Source organism: Amycolatopsis sp. NPDC033938, assembly GCF_055575975.1.
The window spans coordinates 210,144-231,880 of record NZ_JBVIRO010000005.1 but is presented as its reverse complement, the minus strand read 5'-3'; the positions used below and the strand labels follow the sequence as shown (position 1 = coordinate 231,880).

Here is a 21,737-nt window from a genome sequence, read left to right as displayed (position 1 = left end):
GGAGTGGCGAACGGCCACTTCGGAGCCCGCTCGCGGGTCATCCACCGTCGTGGAGCGTCCGCAGTGGTGAACGACCGTAAGCGCGGCGATAGTAGTGCGCGAACCGGCCTGGATGAAGGAAACCCCAGCGCGCGGCGATTTCGGTGACCGTGACCCCGGTCGTGGGATCGGCGGCCAGCAGTTCGCGATGCGCGTGGTCGAGGCGGACCCGGCGGAGCTGCTCGGTCGGGGTGGTACCGAGGTGGCGGCGGAAGGCGTATTGCAGCGCGCGGACGGTGACGTGCGCGGCCTCGGCGATGTCGGCGACGGTGATGTCGCGGTGGGCTTCGGATTCGATGAAGGAGACCGCCCGGCGCACCGTGCGCGGATGGGCGTCGCGGCGGTCTTCGATCGTGGTCCCGTCCAGCGCGGTGTTCGGGAACGCGGTCAGCACGGCGGCCGCGAGCGACTGACCGGCGGCGGCCACGACGAGCGGGGTGCCCGCGAGCGGGGGAACCGTCCGCATGGCCTCGGTGACGTAGTCGATGGTCCGGATCAGATGCCGTGCCGCGGCCGGGGACACCGGACGCAGATCGGTGAACCGGATCGGCCCGGTGCCCGCGACCTGGGACAGCAGCGGGAACGGCACGGTGACGGCCTGCATGTCCCCGTCGTCCCAGCGCGCCCCGAAGGGGTCACCGTCCGGGTCCGCGGAAGCGAGGAAGACCTCGCCGGGACCGAATCGGTGGTCGACGCCTTCGCTGTGGAAATCCATCACCATGGTGCGGGGGTGGCCGACCAGCACCATCGGCAGGGGGCCGACGGTGTAGGCGATCTCGTCGGTCTGCCCGCTGGAATCGATGGCGAAGGCACCGGCGGTCAGCCTCGTGTGGCGGAACGAGTAGCCGGTCTTGCGGCCGGTCATCCGCGCGCTGGGCCCGTACATCTTCACGAGGTACTCGCCGGCCTCGTCGCAGTCGGTGGTGTGGAAGACCAGATGCTGGGGAACCGGCATCTGCCCTGCGTACACGCATTCGCCGGGGCAGGGGAGAGCGCAACCAGGTGACTAGCGGCGTCCGCGCAGCGCGAGTACCCCCGAAACGACCACGAAGACCAGGCCCGCGAGGACGTAGCAGTTCCCCAGCCACTGCTGGGCCGTCGTCCACGTCTGGCCCGGCCGGTCGAAAGCGGGGAAATACCGGAACGGCGCGGCGACGAAGATCGTGGCGACGACCGCGGTGACGGCGAGCCAGCCCGCCGCTCGCCGGTGATCCCGGCGCCTGAGTACCGCGTAGGCCGCGGTGGTGAACAGCGCGGGTGCGATCCACACCCAGTGATGCGACCACGACGTCGGCGAGATGAGCAGGGCGAACGTCGCGTTCAGCAGCAGCGCGGGTACCACCGCCGAGCGATACATCGTCAGTGTCACCAGTACCAGCAGCACACCGGTCAGGACGAGCCACCACGGCTTCGCGGCGGCGGAGTCGACGCCGAACCGTGCCAGTACGGCCTGCAGGGTCTGGTTGGTGTGGAACGAGGTGCCGCTGATCCCCGACGCTCCGGCGAGCCCGCCGAACCAGTACCGGGCGGAGGCTTCCGGGGCGACCGCGAACGCGAGGGCCGAGGCGGCGACGAAGGTGCCCACGGCGGTCAGCGCGCCGCGGAAGTCCTTGCGCACCAGGAAGAAAAGCAGAAACGCCATCGGGGTCAGCTTCACGGCCGCGGCCAGCCCGACGCCGATGCCCCGGTAGCGGCCCCGCGCCAGCAGGCAGTCGGCCGCGACGAGGCCCATCAGCAGCAGGTTGATCTGGCCGAAGCCGAGTGTCTGGCGCACCGGTTCGAGGAAGAGCGACGGCGTGATCGCCAGCGCCGCGATGAGCAGCGCCTTCCGTCGATCGCCGGACGGCCACAGGCTCCGCGTGATCGCGTAGAAGGTGATCCCCAGCGCGGCCAGGCTGAGCGCGAACAGCAGGATGACCGCGCCGGTCCACGGGAGCAGGGCCAGCGGGGTGAGCGGCAGCGCGGCGAACGGCGGATAGATGAACAGCAGCGGGATGCCTGCGTCGGAAAGCGGCAGGGCGCCGTAGAGATCGCCGCCCTGCCACAGGGTGTCGACGCCGAAGCGGTAGATCTCGAGGTCGCTGTGGGAATCGCCTGTCGTCGCCCATGCCACGACACAGGCCATCGCCAGTGCGGCGAACGCGCCGAGCGACCACGAGGCCCGCCCGCGCGACGTGGCGGGAAGCATCGTGTGGTGGCCCCTTCGACGGCGGTGAGTGCCCCCGGACTGTACCGAGCGGGCCGAGAGGCGACTTCCGTCGGCTGCGACGACGTCTCGTATTGGTCTAGACTTTTCCATCCCAGTGTGGTGAAAGGGACCGGTCCATGCGCGGAACGACGGTGTTGCCGAGGACGCCCTGCCTGCAGCCGAAGGCGGGGGAATTGCCACTGCACCGGCTGGAGGTCCGCGCGCCGGACGCCCTGCCGTTCGCGGTCGGCACCTTCGACACGATCGGCCCGATGTCGCGGGCGTCTTTCCCGCACCGGCACACTTTCTACGAGATAGTCCACATCATCGGCGGAACCGGTGACCACGTCGTCGATTTCACCCGCTGGGAAGTGCGGCCGCCACAACTCGCGGTCATCGCACCGGGGCAGGTACATCATTGGGATGCCCGCGATCTCAAGGGATATGTCGTCCTGTTCACCGACGATTTCCTGCTCGACCATCCGGCGGACCGCGAAACCCTGCGACGGCTGAGCCAGCAGCCGTGGCAGCTCGACGATCGCGCGGCGGAGGAGACCGCGCGGCTGGTCACCGAACTCGACGAGGAATTCCGCTGTGGCGGCCAAGGAACCGATTCGGTCCTGCGGGCATTGATGCACGTCCTGATCGTGCGGGCGGGGCGGCTTCCCGGACTGTCCGACGCGCGCCCGCCCGCGCGGGCGCAGGCGGTGGGAACGGAATTCGCCAGGCTGCTCGGCAGACCCGATCTCGGCCTGTGGTCGGTCGGAGCGCTCGCGGAACGCATCGGTGTCACCCCGGGATACCTGACGGACGCGGTGAAAACGGCGACCGGCCGGACGGCGGCGCAATTGATGCGCGAGGCGAGGACGCGGGAGGCAAAACGGTTCCTGCTCGGCACCGATCTTTCCGTGCGGCAGGTGGCCAGCCGGGTCGGCTTCGCGGATCCGGCCTATTTCTGCCGGTTCTTCCGGCGGGAAACGGGATTGAGCCCCGGGGACTATCGACGGACCGGCGACGCCGCCCCGGAGATTCACCACGACTGACCAAACCAGTCCATCGTCCGCAGCTGATCTTCTCCATACCGTCGAGGGTGATTCCCGAAGCCCCCACGAGGAGCAGGTATGGACGAAGAGAACAAGCTCAGCCGGAAGACGGTACTGCGGGCGGCGCTCGCCGCGGGGGTGGCGGCCCCGGTCGCGCTCATCGGCGGCCCCGCGCTCGCGCGCACCACCGTCGCGAACGGCAAGGCACCCGAGCTGACCCCGGCCTGTGACGACGGTGACGACCCGACCCCGCCGCAGACCGAAGGTCCTTATTTCAAGCCGAATTCCCCAGAGCGCACCTCGCTCGTCACGCCGGGCACGCCCGGTACGAGGCTCACCGTGTCCGGATACGTCTTCGGTCTCGGTTGCCTGCCGATCGCGCGGGCGCTGCTGGACTTCTGGCAGGCGGACGTCAACGGCGCCTACGACAACGTGGGGTACACCTTCCGCGGTCACCAGTTCACCAACGACCAGGGCGCGTTCACCCTGAGCACGATCGTGCCCGGCCTGTACCCCGGCCGGACGCGGCACATCCACGTCAAGGTGCAGGCGCCGGGCAGGCCGGTGCTGACCACGCAGCTCTACTTCCCCAACGAGCCGCGCAACAACACCGACTCGATCTTCGACCCGCGGTTGCTGATGACCGTGCGGGACTCGGGTTCGGCCAAGGAGGCCGCGTTCGACTTCGTGCTGAACGTGCCGCAGACGCCGACGTCGACCTCCCGGCCGACCAGTACGACGCCGACGACGTCGACTTCGACCTCCAACCCGCCCGGCGGGACGACCTGGGCGGCGGGAACCGGCTATTCCGCGGGCGCCCGGGTCACCTACAGCGGTCGCGGCTATGTGTGCTTGCAGGCGCACACGGCCCAGCCTGGCTGGGAGCCGCCGTCCACACCCGCGTTGTGGCGCGCGGAGTGAGGAACGGCCGCTGCGGAGGGAGATAAAAGCGGGTGGATCCCCGCCGCCGGGACCCACACCCCGGCGGCGGGGTCCACCCGCCTTCACATCGGGGGTGGGGTTTTCCCCCGTACGAAGTCGGAGTCCTGCTACAGCGCGCCGTCCCCGCTCCGCGGACGATGATCGTCTCGACATCGGAGCGAAGGGGTGAACGGTATGACGGACGACCGGAAGCGTTGGGGGAGACGGGGATTGGTGGCGGCCGCGGTGGTCGTCACGGGGGCGGTGCTCGCTCCCGCGGCGAGTCCTGCCGTCGCGGAGGAGGCGGCCACGTCCTGGCAGGAGCCGGTGCGGTCGCTGGACCGGGCGGCGCATCCGCTGCGTTCGACCGAACCAGGCCGCAACACCGCCGACCTGCGTGCCCTCGGCGGGATGATCGGCGGTGCGAAGGTGGTCGGCCTCGGCGAGGCGACCCACGGCTCACACGAGTTCTTCACCATGAAGGAGCGGGTGTTCCGCTACCTCGTCGAGGAGAAGGGGTTCCGGGCTTTCGCGCTGGAGCTGAGCTGGTCGGCCGGCCTGGAGATCGACGAGTACGTCCAGACCGGCAAGGGCGACGCCCGCGACCTCGCGAAGCGGACGCTGGCCGGTTCTCCTTGGGATCGCGAGGAGTTCGTCAGCCTGATCCGGTGGATGCGTGACCACAACCGCGCCCACCCCGGCCGCATCGTGCACTTCGTCGGCGACGATCTCGGCGCGCCTTCGGTGAACGACGCGTTCTTCGCCAGGATCACCGACTACGCGCGGCAGCACCATCCGGCGGAACTGCCCCGCCTGAACCGGCTCTACACCGGTCTGCGCCCGATCGACGACGCGTTCGCCTACCTGCGCAAACCGCTCGACGAGCGGCTGCGGCTCGCCACGCAGGCGGAGCAGGCCTACGAGCTGATCAAGGGCCTTCGCGGCGCGGAAGACCGAGACTGGGCGGAGCAGCACGCCCGGTTCGTCGCGCAGACCGCCCGGTTCCTCGCCGTCGACCTCGCGGACCCGGCCGGCCTGCCCGCCGCGCAGATCCTGCGTGATCAGGCGATGGCGCAGAACGTCGCCTGGTGGCAGCGCCGGACCGGACACAAGATCCTGCTCTCCGCGCACAACGGCCACGTCTCCTACGTCACCGACAATCCCGGCCTGTATCCGAAGACGCAGGGTGCCTTCCTGCGCGAAACGCTGGGCCGGGACTACCTGCCGATCGGGTTCAGCTTCGACCGGGGTTCCTTCCTGTCCAAGGACAAGGCGCTCGAAGGTGACTGGAAGCGCTTCTCCGTCCCCGCCGCGCCGCCCGGGTCGAACGAGCACGCCCTCGACCAGGTCCGGTTCGAGGACTTCTACCTCGACGTCCGCACCGCTCCGCCGTCCGCGAAGGGCTGGCTGGACACCGCCCGCCCCACCCGCACCATCGGCACGCAGTTCCCCGTCGATCCCGCGGCCATCGCGCTCGGCCGGTCCTACGACGTCGTCATCCACCTGCACGACGTCCGTCAGGCCGAGCTGAGAAAATAGTGATCGCGCGCCCGTTTAGGGGTTTTAACCCTATTTTCCTGGCATGCCGGCACGGATCTCGGTAGTAGTCGAGTGTCGCTCTTGTTCCTGTACCCCCAGCGGAGGAAATCCCTGATGTTCAAACGGATGCTCAGTGCCTTCGGCGTCGGCGGCCCGTCCGTCGACACCGTGCTCGATTCGCCGCACGCCACCCCCGGCGAGGTGATCACCGGCCAGGTCCGCATCCAGGGCGGTTCGAGCGACGTCCAGATCGAGGAGATCCTGCTTTCGCTGGTCACCAGGGTCGAGGTCGAACACGGTGAGCACGAGCGCGCCGGGACCGCCGAGTTCCTGCGGGTCAGCGCCGGCCGCAAGGTGAAGGTGACCGCGGGGCAACTGACCACGATCCCGTTCCAGCTCGCCCTCCCGTGGGAGACGCCGATCAGCGCGGTCGGCGGACGTGAACTGCCGGGCGTGGTCGTCGGCGTGCGGACCGAACTCGTCATCGCCGGCGCGCCGGACAAGGGCGACCTCGACCCGGTGCTGGTCGGCCCGCTGGACTCGCAGGACCGGGTGCTGGAGGCCTTCGGTGAGCTGGGTTTCTCCTTCCGCAGCGCCGACGTCGAAGCCGGGCGGCTGCACGGTGTCCGCCAGGAACTCGGGTTCTTCCAGGAGATCGAGTTCTTCCCGCCGTCGCGCTACGCGGGCCGTGTCAGCCAGGTGGAGCTGACGTTCGTCGCGAGCCCGGACGACCTCGTGGTGGTGCTGGAGGCCGACCGGCGTGGTGGCATGTTCCGCTCCGGAGGTGACTCCTTCGGCCGGTTCCAGGTCTCGCACGAGGAGGCCCTGCGCACCGACTGGGCCGCGGCGATCGACGGGTGGCTGGCCAAGGTCGCCGAATCCGGTGGCGGGCACGCCATGTTCGGCGGGCACCAGGAGCACTACGGCCACGATTACGACCACCATGGTCACCACGGCCAGCACGGTCACCATGGCAGGCGTGGCGCAGGGATGGGCGGCATGGTCGCCGGTGCCGCGGCCGGGGTGGTCGGCGGCATGATCCTCGGCGAGGTCATGGAGGACGTCTTCGACGGCGGCGAGGAGGAGTGACCGCCTCGTGAGTGGCACCACCAGTCACAACAGCTGCGCGTGAAGGACCCCTTCCCTCGGCTCAGCCGAGGAAACTCGACCTTCACACCTTCCCCAGTGCATGATGGCCTCCTTCCTTGCGCTAGACGCAGGGAAGGAGGCCATCATGCACCTCACGCCAGCAAGTCCACAAAGGACGCTTTCCGAAGAAACTATCCGCCTTGGGTGGTTTGTGCGGTTGTGGGCGGGGGTCGTGAGTGGCAATGAGGGTTCTAACCCTATTTAGCACTCACGACCCTGGCGACCCCCGCGCTACAGAGTCCCGTCGAACACGACAGCGCCGTGGGCATCGCGCGCTTGAATGCGGACCCTCTGCGGGAACGGATACTCCACCTCCTTCGGAACGAAGACCGCGAGGGTTCCGTCGACCACATCGGTCGTCACGGTCGTCCCGGTGCCGAAGTCACAGGTCGCCGTCACCGCCGTCGCCGGCAGCCGTGTCCCGGCGAACGGCGTCCGGGCGTTGGCCCGGTCTCCGCCGTCTTCCACACCGCCCAGGGGCTGCATCGGGATCGTCCGGGGCTGCTCCGGCGGGAGCTCGAAGTGGTCTTGGTAGACACGCATCTTCAACCGGCCGGGACGCCGCGGGTCCGGAAGCGTCGTGCACGCCAGACTCCGGTCGCCCAACCGGCCGAGAACGACCTGATAGCCGTCCTTGTCGAGCAGCGCGCCCGGCCGGTAGCCCGCCACGTCGGAGACGGCGTCCGCCGCGCCGGACAGACAGGCGCCCAGCGCACGTCCCGCGGGCGAGGTCCGGTCGGCCGGGGCGATCGGGCGATCGACGGCCGAAAGCAGCGGCGCCGGAGCCGGCGGCAGGTTCGCGGTCGTCGCTCCGGCGGGCTCGTAAACGGACAGTCGCGTCTTCGCGGGGTCGGTCCAGGTGAACGAGACGAACTGACGTGTCAGAGGCGAAGCCTCCAGGACGTCCGCGCCGTCGGAATCACCGGCCGAGAACGCGAGACCCGCACCCGGCCAGGCCGGATCCAGCACCCCGCCGATCAGCCCGGTCGCGCTCTGCAGGAGCAGCCCGGTGCGGGTGCCCGGCACATACGTGGGGGCGGCGTCCGGGTCGGACAAGGTCACGGTGGTCAGCGTCGTCTCGCAGAACATCGGCTTGCCGGCCACCGTCGCGGCGACGACCGAAACGTCCAGCATGGCGTCCGTGAACTGGGGAACCCATTCCTCGCGCGCGGGCACCCGGTCCGTCTTGCCCGCGGCCCGCACCGCGGCCCAGCAGCGGTCGAGTGATGACGTCGCCAGCCCGATGTCCAGGTTGAGCCCGCCGGCGGCCGGCTGGGGGCCGGGGTCCGCGCCCTGCTGACGGAGCAGCTGCGTCGCGGCGGCGACGCCGGACGCGACGAGAACCACCGCCGCCGCGGCGGCGTACCAGGCGCGTGCCGTCCGCCGTGGCTTCGCGATCCCTTCGCGGACGGCCGATCGCATCCGGGCGCGGACGTCGTCCGGCATCGCGTGGCGAGGCGGGTATACGGGTTCGTCGCTCATTTCTCCTCCAGCAACGTACGCAGCCGGGCTCGTCCCCGGGAAAGATGGGCGCGGACGGTGACCTCGGCGATGCCGAGCAACTCCGCGGCGTCAGCGATGCTCACCTCGGCGGCCAGGCAGAGTTCGACGACGTCGCGCTGCGATTTCGGCAGTGACCGGACGGCTTCGGCGACTTGCCCCAGCCGCCGCTGGCCGTCGATCTTTTCGGCCACCGAATCGGCGTGGTCGGAGACGGCGGGCTGGGCCGGGATCTTCCCGAGCAGCCGCAATCGGCGACGAGCGCCGCGGTGCTCGTCACGGGCGACATTGGCCGCGACCGTGTAGAGCCACGGCAGGGCGCTGTCCCGGATCAGGGTCACCTCGGCCCGCCGCCGCCAGGCGATGAGGAACGTCGTGGACGCCAGGTCCTCGGCGCTGCTCCACGAACCGGTCAGGCGATACGTGTAGTTCCACAGAGCCTCGGCGTGCCGCTCGAACAGCTCACTGAACGCCCCCTTGTCGCCACCGGCCGCGCGGGCCCACAGTTCTCGGTCACCGGTCTGTTCCACCGGTACCCCCACCTTGATCGCAAAACTGCTCACGCCCTGGTTGTGGCCGGCACCTGCCGAACGTTGCGCGCAACCTTCCGGGTCGGAGGAGCCACATCCAGCCATGATCATGGAACAGGTCCGGACGACGGACAACCAGACGACGTCCTGGCGGATGCCCCTGACCGTAGCGGTGCTCTCGGCGGTGGTGTTCGTGCTCGCCCGTCCGCATTTGATCGACGACACGTTCATCACGCTGGCGTACGCGCGCAACGTCGCCTTCCACGGCCACTGGGGCCTGCTCGCCGACGCGACGTCGAACACCGCGACATCGCCGGCGAACGTGCTCATCCTGGCGGCCCTGACCGTCTTCGTCCGCGACGCCGTCTTCGCCGCCGGAGTGCTGTTCGTGGCATGTCAGGTCGTTCTCGCCCTGGGGTTGCGCAGGCTCGGCGCGGCGACCGGGCTGCCACCCCGGTTCCCCGCTCTGACAGTCGCCGCGCTGACCGCGAACCCGCTTCTGCTCTCGTCGATCGGGCTCGAGGTCACCCTCGGCGCGGCGGTCCTGGGCTGGCTCACCGTGTTCGCCGTCGAAAAGAACCCCTTCGCCTTCGGTCTGACAGCCGGCCTGCTCTCCCTGGTTCGGCTGGACCTGATCGTGTTCGCGGTGGTGCTCTCCGTCTTCCTCCGTCCCGGGACGGGACGCGCACTGCTCGGCGCCGGGCTGATCACGCTGCCGTGGTTCGGCTTCAGCTGGGTGGTGCTCGGCGCGGCGCTACCGGACACCGTGGTGATCAAAACCCTTCAGGGGGCGCAACACGCTTGGGGTGCCTGGAACTTCGGCAACGGACCGCTGTTCTACGCGCGGACTTCGCCGGTGATGGCCGCGTTGGCGTTCCTTCCCGCCGTCCTCTCCGTGGTGACGCTGGCCATCCGGCGGCGCACGATCCCGGCCGGGCTCCGGCCGTTCGTGCTGCTCGCCCTCGGCGGCCTGCTCTACCACCTCGGCTACGTGGTGCTGATGGTCCCGCCCTACCACTGGTACTACGGCCCCGGTCTCATCGCGGCGACCGTTTTCGTCTGTGCCGTAGCGGTTTCCCACCGGAGCATGGTCCGAGCGGTGCTCGCGCTGATCGTCGCCGGTCTGATCGCGTACGCGGCTGCCGGACTTCCCCGCACGTACGCGCCGTTCACGTCGAACTATACGTCGAGCGCGCAGTACGCACGTATCGGAGCGGAACTGGGAAAGCTCGCCGGAGGACGGATCGTCGGCAGCGCGGGCGAAATCGGCGTCCTCGCCTACAGTTGCGGCTGCCCGGTCGTCGATGTCTTCTCCGACCGTGGCCTGCTGCCGGCCGCGATCGAGGCGCGCGGCGAGAAGAACCGCTGGATCCGCGCGGTACTCCGCGTGAACTACGCCTTCTTCGACTTCGACGTCCGCCCCCGCCATCCCGAACTCGTGCTGCGACGGCTGGCGGCCCCGCCGCCGGACGCGCTCGCGCACTGGACGCTCGACGCGCCGACACTCGGAAAGCAGGAGCTGTACCTGGTGCCGAACGAGGAGTGAAAGCCCGAGCCCGCCCGTGAAACGTTCCGGGCGGGCTCGGGCGGTGACCGCTTCTGGTTCCCGATGTCGCGGCTCAGGTGTACCAGGTGGGTTCCGGGAGTTCGTGGAGCAGCGCGTAGGCGCCGACCTCGCGGCGTTTGTAGGCCACCGGGTCGTGCAGTGAATGCGTGCGCAGGTTTCGCCAGAACCGGTCGAGGCCGTATTTCGTCGCGCTCGCGCGGGCGCCGGTCAGCTCGAAGATCTTGGTGCCGATTTCGAGCCCGGTGTCGATCACGCGCTGTTTGGCGGCGGCGATGAGGACCGCGATCTCGCCGCGCGTTTCGGGCGTGAGTTCTTCGCGTGGCGCGTGCAGCACGGCCGAGATCGCCGTCCCCGCCTTGTCCACCAGCGCTTCGGCGGCCCACAGTTTCGACTGGAGATCGCCGTAGCCGTCGAGGATGTACCACTCCTCGCCGGAAGATCGCTTGTTGTCGCCGCCGTACGGCCACGCGCGGGTGTGCTCGCGCGTGTACTCCAGCGCGGTTTCCAGCGCTCCCTGCGCGATGCCGAGGTAGAAGTTCGCGAACACCAGCTGGATCGCCGGGACGTTCAATGTGTTGTAGGTCAGCGGGCGGAACTTCTTGTCGACGTATCCCGCCGCGCTCGCCCACGGGACGCGCACGTCGGTGATGGTCACACTGCCCGATTCGGTGAGCCGCTGACCGATGTTGTCCCAGTCGTCGTGGAAGACGATACCGTCCTGTTCGGACGGAACGATGGCGAAGATGTGGTCTTCGGTGCCTTCGAGCACCCCTTCGAGCACAGTCAGATCGGAGACCTTGCCGCCGGTGGAGAACGACTTATGTCCATTGTAGACGATCTGGTCGCCGTCTTCGGTGATCTTCAGATCGGAATCGCGGGGGTTGACCGCGCCGCCGAAGAAGAGGTTGTCGCGCGTGTACAGCTCTTCGACCGCGGCGACCTGCTCGTCGGTCGCCACCAGGCGGGCGGCCCAGGCCCAGAGGTAGTGATAGCCCAGCAGCTGGCCGATCGAGCCGTCGCCGCGGGCGACCTCGCGGATCACGCGATAGGCGGTTTCCCAGCTCTGCCCGCCACCGCCGTATTCGACCGGGCCGAGCAGCGTCACCAGGCCGGAATCCTTGAGCAGCCGGACTTCCGCATAGGGTGTTTCGTTCTTCCGATCGCGCTCGGCCGCGTCCACCGCGAGTTTCGCGGCGACGTCTTTCGCGATGGTCAGCCATTCCGTGGCGGACCGGACCCGGTTCTCGGTCGTGGTCATGCTTCGATTCCGTTCTGTGCGTGGGCGAACGGGAATTCCGGGCAGGGCGGAGTGCCCGGCATTCCCGGGTGATTCTCAAAGCGAGCGCGGAGACTGCCTCAGGCCGGACAGAGAGTGCCTTCCATGCGTCCGAGTAGAGCAGTGGCACTACAGGGTGTCAACGAACGTCCGCGCTCTGAGATCGTGGCCGCCCACGGTGTGGTCATGCGAGTTGCAACTCCCAGAAATCGGCGTACCGGCCGCCCCGGCGCAGCAGTTCGTCGTGGTGGCCTTCCTCCACGATCCGGCCGCCGTCCAGGAAGACCACGTGGTCGGCGCGTTGGACGGTCCGCAGCCGGTGCGCCACCATGACCACGGTCCGGCCGGTCATCAGCCGTTCGATTCCCTCGTGGACGGCGGCTTCGTTCACCGGATCCAATGCGGAGGTCACCTCGTCGAGGAGCACGATCGGCGCGTCCTTCAGCAGCGCCCGCGCGATCGAGACCCGCTGGCGTTCCCCGCCGGACAGCAGCGCGCCGCCCTCGCCGACGTTCGCCGACCAGCCGCCGGGCAGCCGTTCGATCACCTCGTCCAGCCGCGCGGCCGTCGCCGCGGCCCGCACTTCGGCGTCGTCGGCGTCCGGGCGGCCGAGGCGGATGTTCTCTTCGATCGTGCCGTCGAAAAGGTAGACGTCCTGGAACACGATCGCGATCCGCGACATCAAGTCCTCGGTGCTGATCGCGCGGACGTCGGCTCCGCCGACACGGACCGCGCCCGAATCCACGTCGTAGAACCGCGCGAGCAGTTGCAGCACTGTGCTCTTTCCCGCGCCGGATGGACCGACGACGGCGAGCCGTTGTCCTTCGTGGACGGACAGGGTCAGTCCGTCGAGCACCGTGCGGTCGCCGTGGGCGAAGACGGCCGAGGAGAATTCCAGATCGTGCCGTTCCGGCCGGACCGGGGACGGCGGTTCCGGCAGCGGTTCGGTCCGCAGCACCTTGTCGAGCCTCGCCAGCACCGAACGCGCGCCGCGCAGCTTGCCGCCGATGTCGGTCAACGAGAGCAGCGGATCCGCGCAGCGCGCTGCCAGCACGAGGATCGTCAGCACCTCCGCCGTCCCGATCCGCCCGCCGAGGGCGAGGAAAGCGCCCAATGCCAAGAGAACCGTGAACATCGCCTGCACCGTGAACGTCAGGCCCACGATGCCGGGCAGCGCCGACAACGTGGATCGGCGGTTCGCCCGCTGGAGGTCCCGCAGCGAGTCGTCGAGCAGCCGGAACCGTTCCGCGGCCCGCCCGCCTGCCCGCAGCACCGGTTGCGCCTGCAGATACTCGATGACCCGTCCGGTGGCCTCTTGTCCGCGTTCGGCGCCCTCCTCGTCGGCGGCGGCCGTCGAGCGGCCGGTCCAGACCTGGATCGCCGCCACGACGGGGACGGCGATCAGCGCGGCCAGCCCGAGCCGCCAGTCGAAGACGAGGATCACGAACACGATCGTCAGCGGGGTGACGCAGGCGGCGATGAACGGGGCCAGCAGATGCGCGATCACGCTCATCGCCCGCAGGACACCGGGTCCGGCCAGCACGGACACCTCGCCGACGCGGCCACTGCTGTACCAGCCGATCGGCAGCCTGGCGAGATGGTCGCCGAGCCGGTGGTACATCCCGCGCAGCAACGTCGTCCCGACCCGGAAACCGGAGAGATCACTGCGATAGCGCAGGATGGCGAACACCGCGACGGCCGCACCGAAAGCGAACAGCCACGGCGGCGCGTCGCCGGGAGTGCTCCCGAACAGCGTCCGCAGCAAGGGAACCAGCAGGGCGTAGGACAGGCCTTCGACGATCGCCGTCGTCGTCATCAGTGCCACGGTGCGTCGCACCGGCGGGGCGTACTCGGGCCCGAGAACACGCAGCAACATCCGGATCATCGGGGTTCTCCCTGGGTTTCGGCCGGGCGGTGGGCATGCCAGAAGGCGGCGAACTTCCCGTTCCGTGCCAGCAGTTCCGCGGGTGTGCCGCGTTCGGCGATGGTGCCGTTCTCCAGCATCACGACGGTGTCGGCGTCGGCGACCGTTTCGAGGCGGTGGGCGATCACCAGGACCGTCCGATCGCCCCGCGCCGCCGTCAGTGCCTCGCGCACGGCGAGTTCGGTCCGCGGATCGGCGAACGCGGTGGCTTCGTCGAGCACCAGGACCGGCGTGTCGGCGAGCAGTGCGCGGGCCAGCGAGATCCGCTGGGCCTCGCCACCCGACAGGCCGGTCTCCTCCTGGAGCACCGTTTCGTAGCCGCGCGGGAGTTCGAGGATGCGGTCGTGGATGTTCGCCTGGCGGGCGGCGCGGACGACGTCGTCGAGGTCGGCGTGGGGAACCGCCAGCGCGATGTTGTCCGCGACCGACGCGCGCAGCAGGCGGACGTCCTGGAACACGAAGGAGACCTTGCGGTACAGCTCCCGGCTGTCGATCTCACGCAGGTCGGCCCCGCCCAGCAGGACGGAACCCGTTACCGGGTCGAAGAACCGCGGCAGCAAAGCGACCAAAGTGGACTTTCCGCTGCCCGACGGCCCGACCAGGGCGGTGACCGTCCCCGGTTCGAGCACCAGGTCGATCCCGCGCAGGACCTCGTGACCGGCTTCGTAGCCGAACCGGACGTCACGCAGTTCCACGCGATGACCCCGTGGTGTGACCGGCTTCGACGGCTCCGGCAGTGCCGGAACCCCGAGGACGTCCCGGATCCGGCCGACCGCGCGCCGCGCGGCCTGCAGTTCGTCGAAGCCGTGGCCGAGTGCGGCCACCGGCGCGGTCAGCCCGAGCCCGAGTACCAGGAACGGCAGGAGATCGGCCGGTGCCAAAGCGCCGTTCGTGATCAGGACCGTGCCGCCGATCAGCACCACCAGCAGGACGAACGGGGGCGACAACGCCAGCTGCATCCCGGCCGCCGGTCCGGCCATCCCGCGCACCCAGCGGGTGAAGGTGGCGACGAAATCGTCCGCGGCGGTGCGGAATCTGCGGTGGGCGCGCCCGGTGCCGCCGAACGCCTTGACCACCGCGATGCCCTGTACGAATTCGACGACCGAACTCGAGATCGCCGCCATCCCGCGGTCGAACTCCTCCTGCTCGCGCAGCCGGGAGGGCGTCATCATCAGCGGGACCAGCGCCACCGCCAGCAGCACCGGGATCAGCGTGATCAGGGTGAGCCGCCAGTCGATGGTGAGCAGGTAGACCAGCGACACCAAGGGAACGACGAACGCGGAGACGAGTTCGCCGGGGGTGTGGGCGATGAACGGGTGCACCGCGCCGACGTCCTCGCCGACGACCTTGGCCAGTTCACCGGTCCGGCGGCCGGAGAACCAGCCGATCGGGACGCGCCCCAGGCGCTGCGCCAGCAGACGGCGGAAGGTGAGCTGGACCCGGCCGTCGAGCAGATGCCCGATCCCGGACGACGCCGCGGTGAACAGCAGCCGGACGAACAATCCGCCCGCGCCCACGAACACCGCGGCCCAGACGCGGCCTTCGTCGACCGGGCCGGACGCGAGCAGCGTCCGGCCCAGTTCGACGACCGCCAGCAGCGGCGCCAACCCCGCGATGGCGCCGATGACCTGAAGGACCACGAGAGCGATGAAACTCCCGGTATAGGGGCGCAGCAGCCGGGCCAGGGTCGGCGCCCGTTCGGCGGTCGTCATCACTCGGCCAGGGCGCGGCGCAGGGCGACGCCCAGTTCCGTGAGCTGACGGCGCGACACGTCGGCGCTCAGGATCGCCTGCGATCCGTGGAAGGTGCCGGACCACTGGTGCAGTTCGACCGGCACCCCCGATCGCAGCAGCCGGACCGCGTAGTCGATGTCCTCGTCGCGGTTGGGGCAGAACTCGGCGGTGGCCATATAGGCGGGCGGCAGCCCGGACAGATCGGTGGCCCGCGCCGGGGCGGCGTACGGCGAAGAGGCGGGCTGTCCGGCCAGGTAGTGCCGCCACATCGCGGACACCTTTTCGCGGTTCATCCAAGGCGTGTCGGTGAAGGACCGGGCCGACCAGGTCTCCTGCCGGTCGTCGAGGCCGGGCTGGTTGAGCAGCTGAAAGCGGATGGACGGGCCTTGTTCGTCGCGGGCCCGCAACGCCGCGGCCGCCGCGAGGCCTCCGCCGGCACTGTGCCCGCCGATCGCGATCCGGTCCGGGTTGACGCCGAGTTCCGCGGCGTTCCCGGCCGCCCAGTTCAGCACGGTGTAGACGTCGTCGAGCGCGGCGGGGAACGGATTCTCGGGGGCGAGGCGGTAGTCCACCGAGATCACCACCGCGCCGGAGCCTTCGGCGAGCCGGGCCGCCCACGGATGTTCGGTCTCCAGGTCGCCCATGACCCAGCCGCCGCCGTGCAGCCAGACGATGGCGCCTTGCGCCTCGTGCGGGCGATAGACGCGGATCGCGACGTCCGGGTCACCGGGCACCGTCCGGTCCTCGACGGTCATCGCCGAGGTGTCCGGTTTCGGCACCGACGTGGCGAGTTTGGCGAAGTTCGCTCGTTCGGTGATCGGGTCGTCGAGCTTGGCGGGAGGGAACAGGGCGATGAAGGCTTCCAATTCGGGATCCATGACGATCATCCTTCCGGTTCCGGGCCCGGAGGTCGGCCGCCAACCGTCGCGGGTAATCGCCACCTCGCGCGACGATCGCCGCGTACGCTCACCTCATGGAGGCACTGGCGGCGCGGCTGTCGCATCTGGATTCCGACGTCGAAGGCGTGATCCGGGTCGTGATGTTCTACGACACCCTGATGCGGCGGCGGGTCGACCTTCCCGCGCTCGCCCGCGCCACGGCGGGTCTCGCGGAATGCGTCGCGGGCATCCGCCTCCACAGCACGGGACGCACCATCCGCATGGGGCCCGACGGCCGGGAAGCCGCCGCGTCGTCCGCGCCCGGATCCACCACGGTGGCGATCACCCTCGACGACGAGGAGATCGGCACCGTGTGGCTGGAACGCGAGAGCGCGCCCGGCGCACTCGACGACGCGGTGCTGGAGCGGCTCGCGATCGCCGTGGCGACCGTCGTCGAACGCTACGGTCCGGCCCGCACCACCATGGCCGATCCCGCACTCGTGGAACTCGTGATCAGTTCCACCAGCGACGACGCCGCCAGGAACCGGGCCCTGCGCCTGCTGGGTTTTCCCGCCGACGCGCCGATACGGGTGGTCGCAGTCCGGTCGAGCGTCCCGCTCGAAAAGATCGGCGGCCTGATCTGCCAGGGGCGTCCGGTCAAGGCGGCGCCGCTCACGGACGTCGGCATCATCCTGGCGGCCACGGTGGACGCGGCCCGGTTGCCGGAAGGTGTTCGCGCGGGCATCGGAGCCGCCGGATGCCCGCATCGGTCCTGGCAGGACGCCAGGACCGCGCTGCGCTTCACGACCGATCGCCGCCCGGTGATCCACTACGCCGACCTCGGCGCGCTGGCACTGCTCGCGCGGGTCCCCGAGGCGGACACGCGGGCCAACGCCGACGTCATCGCGATCGCGGACCTGTCCGCGGATCCGGAGGACCTGCGGACCCTGGAGGCCTACTGCGCCACGGGTTCCGTGCGCCAGGCAGCCGACTCGCTCCACCTGCACCACAGCAGCGTCGCGCGACGGCTCACGCAGATCGGGAAGAACCTGGGCATCGAACTGAACGAGCCCAGTGGCCTGACGCGGGCCCGGCTCGCCCTCACCGCCTGGCAGCTCCTCGAGGACTGAGGGCGCGTTGGGTCGTGAGTGGCGATTCACCCACCTGTCACGCTGAGTCACTCCCGGCCGCAATCTGGCCCCCGGCGACCTGGGACTGTGTGGATATTGCTTCATCTGACGCAACAAAATCAACACGGTCACCGATCTCCACGCTCCGGGACGACAAGCGGGCCGCGGCCGGGATTCGATCACGCCACGTTTGCCTTACCCCTCGATAACCTGAATCGTCACTCGCGACCCGCGGCACCTCAACGGCGGTCTCACGTGACTGACCGGACGACACGCGTGATCCGGCAGGCGACACGCGTGACTGGATGGAGGACACACGCGCAGCCAGGTTCGGACTACCTAATGATCTTCGTCCGGTACTCAAAAATCGCCGCCGTCCGTCATGGAAATAAATAGGTAGCCGACGCGAACTTTCGTCGGTTACCGGGTTCCCTTGGCACGACACAGAATCAGCGCGTTGGTCCCCACGGACGCGGCCGGGACCCGGCCGCAGAAATGAGTCGGAACATGCGACTGCGTTCCCTTGTCCTGCTGGCGGGCACCGCCTTCATGGCGTTGCTCGGCACGACCGCCCCCGCCGCGACCGCCGCCGAGCCATCCGGCGCGCAGCCGATGATCATCGGTGGCCAGTACGCGCAGAGCGCTCCCTGGGCGGCCCGGCTGTTCGTCAACGGTCAGCAGAACTGCACCGCGACGATCATCGCGCCGCAGTACATCCTCACCGCGAAGCACTGTGTCGCGAGCAGTGGCAGCTACACCTTCCGGATCGGCAGCCTCGACCAGCAGAGCGGCGGCACCATGGCCACCGCGGCGAGCATCACCCGGCATTCGGGCGCGGACCTCGCCATCGTCCGGCTGACCAGTTCGGTCAACGCCACCTACGCGCCGCTCGGTACCACGAGCAACGTCGCGGTCGGCCAGAACGTCCAGGTCTACGGCTGGGGCGCGACCAGCCAGTGCGGTTCGGAGATCAACTGCCAGTCCCGCTACCTGAAGGTCGCCACCGTCCGGGTCAACTCGGTCAGCTGCAGTGACTACAACGGCGGCGTCGCGGTGTGCGCGAACTGGGTCGACGGCATCACCGCCGGCGGCGACTCGGGCGGCCCGATGTTCTCCGGCGGCCGTCAGGTCGGTGTCGCCTCGACCAGCGACCGGTCGAACAACACCGCCTACACCAACATCACCCGGTACCGCAGCTGGATCCAGCAGGTCGCCGGCGTCTGACCCCCGGTGAAAGCGGAGCCCTCCCCGGCGTGGCCGGGGAGGGCTCCGTGTCGTGGTGGGGAAATCACCAGCACGGGAAAGGGTGAAGTCATTTGTCAATTGACACTCAACCCCAGGGCGATTGACGCGATAATGTGGCGGTCGGCGCCGATGTCGGCGTCGGTGTCACGGACCTTGGGAGGGGGCCAGTGGTACGACCGACACAGGCTCTCGACCGCACGATCGTCGTGGTGGACGTCGCGGGGTTCACCGCCCCGGACCGGTACCTTCCCGATCGGCTGGCCGTCCGTCAAGGCATGTATGAGCTGCTGAAGACCGCTTTCGCCGAAAGTGACGTCGACTTCGACTCCTGCGCGCGGGGGGATCGCGGCGACGGCGCGCTGATCCTGTTGCCGCCCGGGACGACCAAAAGCGTTGTCGCCGACCGGTTGCCCGATCGCATCGCGGTGGCGCTGCGCCGGTACAACCACACCCGGACCCCGCAGGCGCAGATCCGCCTCCGGGTGAGTCTCAACTCCGGCGAGGTGCTGAACGACGGGAACGGGTGGGTCGGCGAGGCCGTCGACACGGCGTTCCGCATCCTCGACGCGCAACCGGTGAAGGACGCGTTCGCGGAATCCGGCCGCATGCTCGCCTTCATCTCTTCGGAGCGCTTCTTCTCCGACGTCATCGAGCGGGATCCGGGTCTGCTGCCCGAGTCGTACAGTCCGGTACCGGTTTCGGTGAAGACGTTCACCGGAACGGCTTATTTACGGCTGCTCGGCGAAGTCACCGCGCCGATGTCGAAACCGTCCGCTTTCGTGGCGGAACCCCTCGGCGAATCGGTTCTCGCGGACGTGAACAGCGCGGTTCTTGATTTGATCCCCCGCAAGGATCTGGCAGGCCTCCATCACCATCTGACCCGGATGGAGGTCCCCCAGTTGGCGGTGATGATGAGCCGCGCGCTCGGTCCGGCGGTCCCGTTGCCCCGGCTGGACGGCGTCACCGACGCGTGGAGCGCCTTTCACCTGCTCACCGACTTCAACGCGGGCCCGGACGGGATCCCGCCCGCCGTAACGTTTCTGCGTCTGCTCGCCGAGAGCGCCGAAGGTGAGCCGGGCGCCATGATCGCCGGCTGGATCGCCGACCAGGCACGATCGCTGCGTCTCGGCCCCGCCCTCGGCTACCAGCGGCAGAACCGGCCGCCCATTCCCGAGCGTCCGCATTTGCATTTGATGATCATGCTCGAACCCGTTTCCGCGGATCCGACGCGGTGCACGCTCGCATTCTGGCGTCAGGATGACCCGGAAGTGTGGCCGCCGGCGCTGGGCGGGGTCCGTGAAATCGGAATAGACGAGGTCGAGTTCAGGGTCGACGACGTCATCCTGGAGACTGAGGGTGTCTGGTCGGGCCAGAGTGTGTCCGCGTCGGTGGAATTCCTGCTGCCGCGCACGTTGATCAATTTGCCCGTGCAGCGGTGGGCCAAGGAACATGAGACCGGTCAGCCCCAGCCGCTGCGTTACGGGTACCGGTTGGGAATACGGTCATTGGAGAGGATGCGGGCGAGGCATTGGCATCGCGCATGGCACGTTCGCTGGGACTCGATGGTGAAGGATCCGTCCCCCGATCGCCTGCACTATTCCGGTTGCGCGGAGTTCGAGGACCATCCGATCGACGCGATACTGAGCGACGACCACTGGGTCGGGCTCGTAATGGCGAAACCGCCGTCGCCCCAAGCGGAACCGGGTGCGGAGCCGGACGAGCTGACGAGCGCGCTCCGCAGTGGATTGCCGGTGGTGCTCTGGCATCCGGACGCCGAGCCGGAGAGCCTGCGCGAGCTGCTCGACTGGGTATTGTCCACCGATGCCGGTTTTATCGAACTTCCGGATCGTCGCAAACTGGCGAATTCCGGTGCGGCGGTACCGTTCAAGAATTCTCTGGCTCACGACCTGGTGGTAATGTGGGACGATCCGAAACGCGTAATCGTTCTAGACCAGCCGTTGATCCCGACTCGACAGTAAGGGGATGCCGCGGATGAGCGTGAACGAACAGGACGCGGCCGTGGACGGTCGGACGCCGCGGCTCGATGCACCCGATTGGTGGATTTACCGGGGCACCGGCAGGCCGATCCACGACATCGATCTCGCGCAACTGCTGCCCGCGCCGCCGCCCTGGCGTTCCTATCGCGGGGATCCGCCACCGGAGAACGACGTGCCGCCGCCGGACGACGGCGAGGCGGAGCGCCGTCTCGGCACCGCGTTCACCTTCTCCGAGCGGGACACCGACGCGGAAGAACTGAACATGGTCAACGCCGCCCTTTATCTGCGGCGTCCCTTGCTGGTCACCGGAAATCCGGGCACCGGGAAGTCCAGCCTCGCCTACCGGATCGCCAGGGAACTCGGCCTCGGCCGGGTGCTGCGCTGGGCGATCACCAGTCATACGTCGTTGAGTTCCGGGCTGTACGGCTACGACGCGATCGGCCGGGTCCAGGCCGCGGCGACCAGCCAGGCTCAGCGCGGCGGTGAGGCCGAAGAGCCGCCGATCGGTGATTTCGTCCGGCTCGGCCCGCTCGGCACCGCGTTCCTGCCCGGCAGGCTGCCTCGCGTGCTCTTGATCGACGAGCTGGACAAATCCGAGGCGGATCTGCCCAACGATCTGCTGTCGATCTTCGAGGACGGCGAATTCTCCATCGAGGAATTGGCCCGCGTGCGCAACCGGCATCCCGAAGTCGTCGTGCACACCGCCGATCCGCAGCGCACCGCCGTCGTCCGTGACGGTCGCGTCGCCTGCCACGCCTTCCCGGTCATCGTCATGACCAGCAACGGAGAGCGTGAGTTCCCGCCCGCGTTCCTCCGGCGGTGCCTGCAATTGCGGATCGAGAACCCCGACCACGACCAGCTCGCGGCGATCGTGGCCAGTCATCTGGTCGACGAGGACGGCGAACACCGTGACAGGCTCATCCGTGACTTCGCCGAACGGAGCAAGGCGGAGGGCGGTCTTCCCACGGACAGGTTGCTCGATGCCGTCTATCTCGCGACGTCGGGCGCCTACCGGCCGGATCAGGAGGAATGGCCGCGGCTGGTGAACGCTCTTTGGCAACGACTGACGGTGCGGTGA

At 69.0% G+C, this 21,737-nt stretch carries 17 protein-coding genes; 9 read left to right on the top strand and 8 right to left on the bottom strand.

Annotation, left to right across the window (positions count from 1 at the left end):
• Window positions 1–37: 37 nt before the first annotated feature.
• Both ACZ5ZX_RS16930 and ACZ5ZX_RS16925 read right to left on the bottom strand, forming a co-directional pair.
• Entirely contained in the window at window positions 38–994 is a 957-nt protein-coding gene (locus ACZ5ZX_RS16930) for a helix-turn-helix transcriptional regulator (protein ID WP_465502922.1), read from the bottom strand.
• A gap of 51 nt (window positions 995–1,045) precedes the next feature.
• Window positions 1,046–2,227 carry a glycosyltransferase 87 family protein gene (locus ACZ5ZX_RS16925; RefSeq protein WP_465502921.1) on the bottom strand — a complete coding sequence of 394 codons (1,182 nt, stop codon included), beginning with the start codon at window positions 2,225–2,227 and terminating at the stop codon, window positions 1,046–1,048.
• Between the two features lie 137 nt (window positions 2,228–2,364).
• Here ACZ5ZX_RS16925 and ACZ5ZX_RS16920 point away from each other — a divergent pair, with 137 nt between their 5' ends.
• The 4 genes from ACZ5ZX_RS16920 to ACZ5ZX_RS16905 all read left to right on the top strand — a co-directional run bounded on the left by ACZ5ZX_RS16920 (window position 2,365) and on the right by ACZ5ZX_RS16905 (window position 6,819).
• The gene (locus tag ACZ5ZX_RS16920; protein ID WP_465502920.1) at window positions 2,365–3,270 is read left to right on the top strand and encodes an AraC family transcriptional regulator; all 906 of its coding nucleotides are present in this window, start codon (window positions 2,365–2,367) and stop codon (window positions 3,268–3,270) included.
• A gap of 78 nt (window positions 3,271–3,348) precedes the next feature.
• The gene (locus ACZ5ZX_RS16915; RefSeq protein ID WP_465502919.1) at window positions 3,349–4,191 is read left to right on the top strand and encodes a dioxygenase family protein; all 843 of its coding nucleotides are present in this window, start codon (window positions 3,349–3,351) and stop codon (window positions 4,189–4,191) included.
• Window positions 4,192–4,386: 195 nt separating this feature from the next.
• On the top strand, window positions 4,387–5,730 hold the full coding sequence (locus ACZ5ZX_RS16910) for an erythromycin esterase family protein (protein WP_465502918.1): 1,344 nt from the start codon (window positions 4,387–4,389) through the stop codon (window positions 5,728–5,730).
• A 114-nt stretch (window positions 5,731–5,844) separates the two neighbouring features.
• The gene (locus ACZ5ZX_RS16905) at window positions 5,845–6,819 is read left to right on the top strand and encodes a sporulation protein (protein ID WP_465502917.1); all 975 of its coding nucleotides are present in this window, start codon (window positions 5,845–5,847) and stop codon (window positions 6,817–6,819) included.
• A gap of 291 nt (window positions 6,820–7,110) precedes the next feature.
• Here ACZ5ZX_RS16905 and ACZ5ZX_RS16900 read toward each other — a convergent pair whose 3' ends face one another.
• Together ACZ5ZX_RS16900 and ACZ5ZX_RS16895 are read right to left on the bottom strand one after the other, a co-directional pair.
• Complete coding sequence (locus tag ACZ5ZX_RS16900; protein ID WP_465502916.1) at window positions 7,111–8,361, bottom strand: hypothetical protein; 1,251 nt, start codon at window positions 8,359–8,361, stop codon at window positions 7,111–7,113.
• Window positions 8,358–8,909: an RNA polymerase sigma factor gene (locus ACZ5ZX_RS16895; RefSeq protein ID WP_465502915.1), complete on the bottom strand. Its 552-nt coding sequence runs from the start codon at window positions 8,907–8,909 to the stop codon at window positions 8,358–8,360. The genes ACZ5ZX_RS16900 and ACZ5ZX_RS16895 overlap by 4 nt, the downstream gene beginning before the upstream one ends.
• Window positions 8,910–9,012: 103 nt before the next feature.
• Between ACZ5ZX_RS16895 and ACZ5ZX_RS16890 the strand changes: the two genes are divergently transcribed.
• Window positions 9,013–10,455: a hypothetical protein gene (locus tag ACZ5ZX_RS16890; RefSeq protein ID WP_465502914.1), complete on the top strand. Its 1,443-nt coding sequence runs from the start codon at window positions 9,013–9,015 to the stop codon at window positions 10,453–10,455.
• 73 nt (window positions 10,456–10,528) lie between these two features.
• Here the strand turns inward: ACZ5ZX_RS16890 and ACZ5ZX_RS16885 are convergent, their stop codons facing one another.
• The 4 genes from ACZ5ZX_RS16885 to ACZ5ZX_RS16870 form a co-directional block, all read right to left on the bottom strand.
• Window positions 10,529–11,734: an acyl-CoA dehydrogenase family protein gene (locus tag ACZ5ZX_RS16885; RefSeq protein WP_465502913.1), complete on the bottom strand. Its 1,206-nt coding sequence runs from the start codon at window positions 11,732–11,734 to the stop codon at window positions 10,529–10,531.
• 202 nt (window positions 11,735–11,936) lie between these two features.
• The gene (locus ACZ5ZX_RS16880) at window positions 11,937–13,637 is read right to left on the bottom strand and encodes an ABC transporter ATP-binding protein (protein WP_465502912.1); all 1,701 of its coding nucleotides are present in this window, start codon (window positions 13,635–13,637) and stop codon (window positions 11,937–11,939) included.
• The gene (locus tag ACZ5ZX_RS16875; RefSeq protein WP_465503105.1) at window positions 13,634–15,388 is read right to left on the bottom strand and encodes an ABC transporter ATP-binding protein; all 1,755 of its coding nucleotides are present in this window, start codon (window positions 15,386–15,388) and stop codon (window positions 13,634–13,636) included. The genes ACZ5ZX_RS16880 and ACZ5ZX_RS16875 overlap by 4 nt, the downstream gene beginning before the upstream one ends.
• Window positions 15,388–16,287, bottom strand: coding sequence for an alpha/beta hydrolase (locus ACZ5ZX_RS16870; protein WP_465502911.1), 900 nt, complete (start codon window positions 16,285–16,287; stop codon window positions 15,388–15,390). The genes ACZ5ZX_RS16875 and ACZ5ZX_RS16870 overlap by 1 nt, the downstream gene beginning before the upstream one ends.
• 95 nt (window positions 16,288–16,382) lie before the next feature.
• Between ACZ5ZX_RS16870 and ACZ5ZX_RS16865 the strand changes: the two genes are divergently transcribed.
• From ACZ5ZX_RS16865 to ACZ5ZX_RS16850, 4 genes are all read left to right on the top strand, one after another.
• The gene (locus tag ACZ5ZX_RS16865) at window positions 16,383–17,417 is read left to right on the top strand and encodes a helix-turn-helix domain-containing protein (protein ID WP_465502910.1); all 1,035 of its coding nucleotides are present in this window, start codon (window positions 16,383–16,385) and stop codon (window positions 17,415–17,417) included.
• Window positions 17,418–17,924: 507 nt separating this feature from the next.
• Complete coding sequence (locus ACZ5ZX_RS16860; RefSeq protein WP_465502909.1) at window positions 17,925–18,641, top strand: S1 family peptidase; 717 nt, start codon at window positions 17,925–17,927, stop codon at window positions 18,639–18,641.
• Window positions 18,642–18,829: 188 nt separating this feature from the next.
• The gene (locus tag ACZ5ZX_RS16855; RefSeq protein ID WP_465502908.1) at window positions 18,830–20,641 is read left to right on the top strand and encodes a VMAP-C domain-containing protein; all 1,812 of its coding nucleotides are present in this window, start codon (window positions 18,830–18,832) and stop codon (window positions 20,639–20,641) included.
• A gap of 13 nt (window positions 20,642–20,654) precedes the next feature.
• The gene (locus ACZ5ZX_RS16850; RefSeq protein ID WP_465502907.1) at window positions 20,655–21,737 is read left to right on the top strand and encodes an AAA family ATPase; all 1,083 of its coding nucleotides are present in this window, start codon (window positions 20,655–20,657) and stop codon (window positions 21,735–21,737) included.

What these genes read in the sequence shown, in the direction of transcription:
- ACZ5ZX_RS16930 (WP_465502922.1), bottom strand. Translation starts at nt 994, where the DNA reads ATGCCGGTTCCCCAGCATCTGGTCTTCCACACCACCGACTGCGACGAG.
- ACZ5ZX_RS16925 (WP_465502921.1), bottom strand. Translation starts at nt 2,227, where the DNA reads ATGCTTCCCGCCACGTCGCGCGGGCGGGCCTCGTGGTCGCTCGGCGCG.
- ACZ5ZX_RS16920 (WP_465502920.1), top strand. Translation starts at nt 2,365, where the DNA reads ATGCGCGGAACGACGGTGTTGCCGAGGACGCCCTGCCTGCAGCCGAAG.
- ACZ5ZX_RS16915 (WP_465502919.1), top strand. Translation starts at nt 3,349, where the DNA reads ATGGACGAAGAGAACAAGCTCAGCCGGAAGACGGTACTGCGGGCGGCG.
- ACZ5ZX_RS16910 (WP_465502918.1), top strand. Translation starts at nt 4,387, where the DNA reads ATGACGGACGACCGGAAGCGTTGGGGGAGACGGGGATTGGTGGCGGCC.
- ACZ5ZX_RS16905 (WP_465502917.1), top strand. Translation starts at nt 5,845, where the DNA reads ATGTTCAAACGGATGCTCAGTGCCTTCGGCGTCGGCGGCCCGTCCGTC.
- ACZ5ZX_RS16900 (WP_465502916.1), bottom strand. Translation starts at nt 8,361, where the DNA reads ATGAGCGACGAACCCGTATACCCGCCTCGCCACGCGATGCCGGACGAC.
- ACZ5ZX_RS16890 (WP_465502914.1), top strand. Translation starts at nt 9,013, where the DNA reads ATGATCATGGAACAGGTCCGGACGACGGACAACCAGACGACGTCCTGG.
- ACZ5ZX_RS16885 (WP_465502913.1), bottom strand. Translation starts at nt 11,734, where the DNA reads ATGACCACGACCGAGAACCGGGTCCGGTCCGCCACGGAATGGCTGACC.
- ACZ5ZX_RS16880 (WP_465502912.1), bottom strand. Translation starts at nt 13,637, where the DNA reads ATGATCCGGATGTTGCTGCGTGTTCTCGGGCCCGAGTACGCCCCGCCG.
- ACZ5ZX_RS16875 (WP_465503105.1), bottom strand. Translation starts at nt 15,388, where the DNA reads ATGACGACCGCCGAACGGGCGCCGACCCTGGCCCGGCTGCTGCGCCCC.
- ACZ5ZX_RS16870 (WP_465502911.1), bottom strand. Translation starts at nt 16,287, where the DNA reads ATGGATCCCGAATTGGAAGCCTTCATCGCCCTGTTCCCTCCCGCCAAG.
- ACZ5ZX_RS16865 (WP_465502910.1), top strand. Translation starts at nt 16,383, where the DNA reads ATGGAGGCACTGGCGGCGCGGCTGTCGCATCTGGATTCCGACGTCGAA.
- ACZ5ZX_RS16860 (WP_465502909.1), top strand. Translation starts at nt 17,925, where the DNA reads ATGCGACTGCGTTCCCTTGTCCTGCTGGCGGGCACCGCCTTCATGGCG.
- ACZ5ZX_RS16850 (WP_465502907.1), top strand. Translation starts at nt 20,655, where the DNA reads ATGAGCGTGAACGAACAGGACGCGGCCGTGGACGGTCGGACGCCGCGG.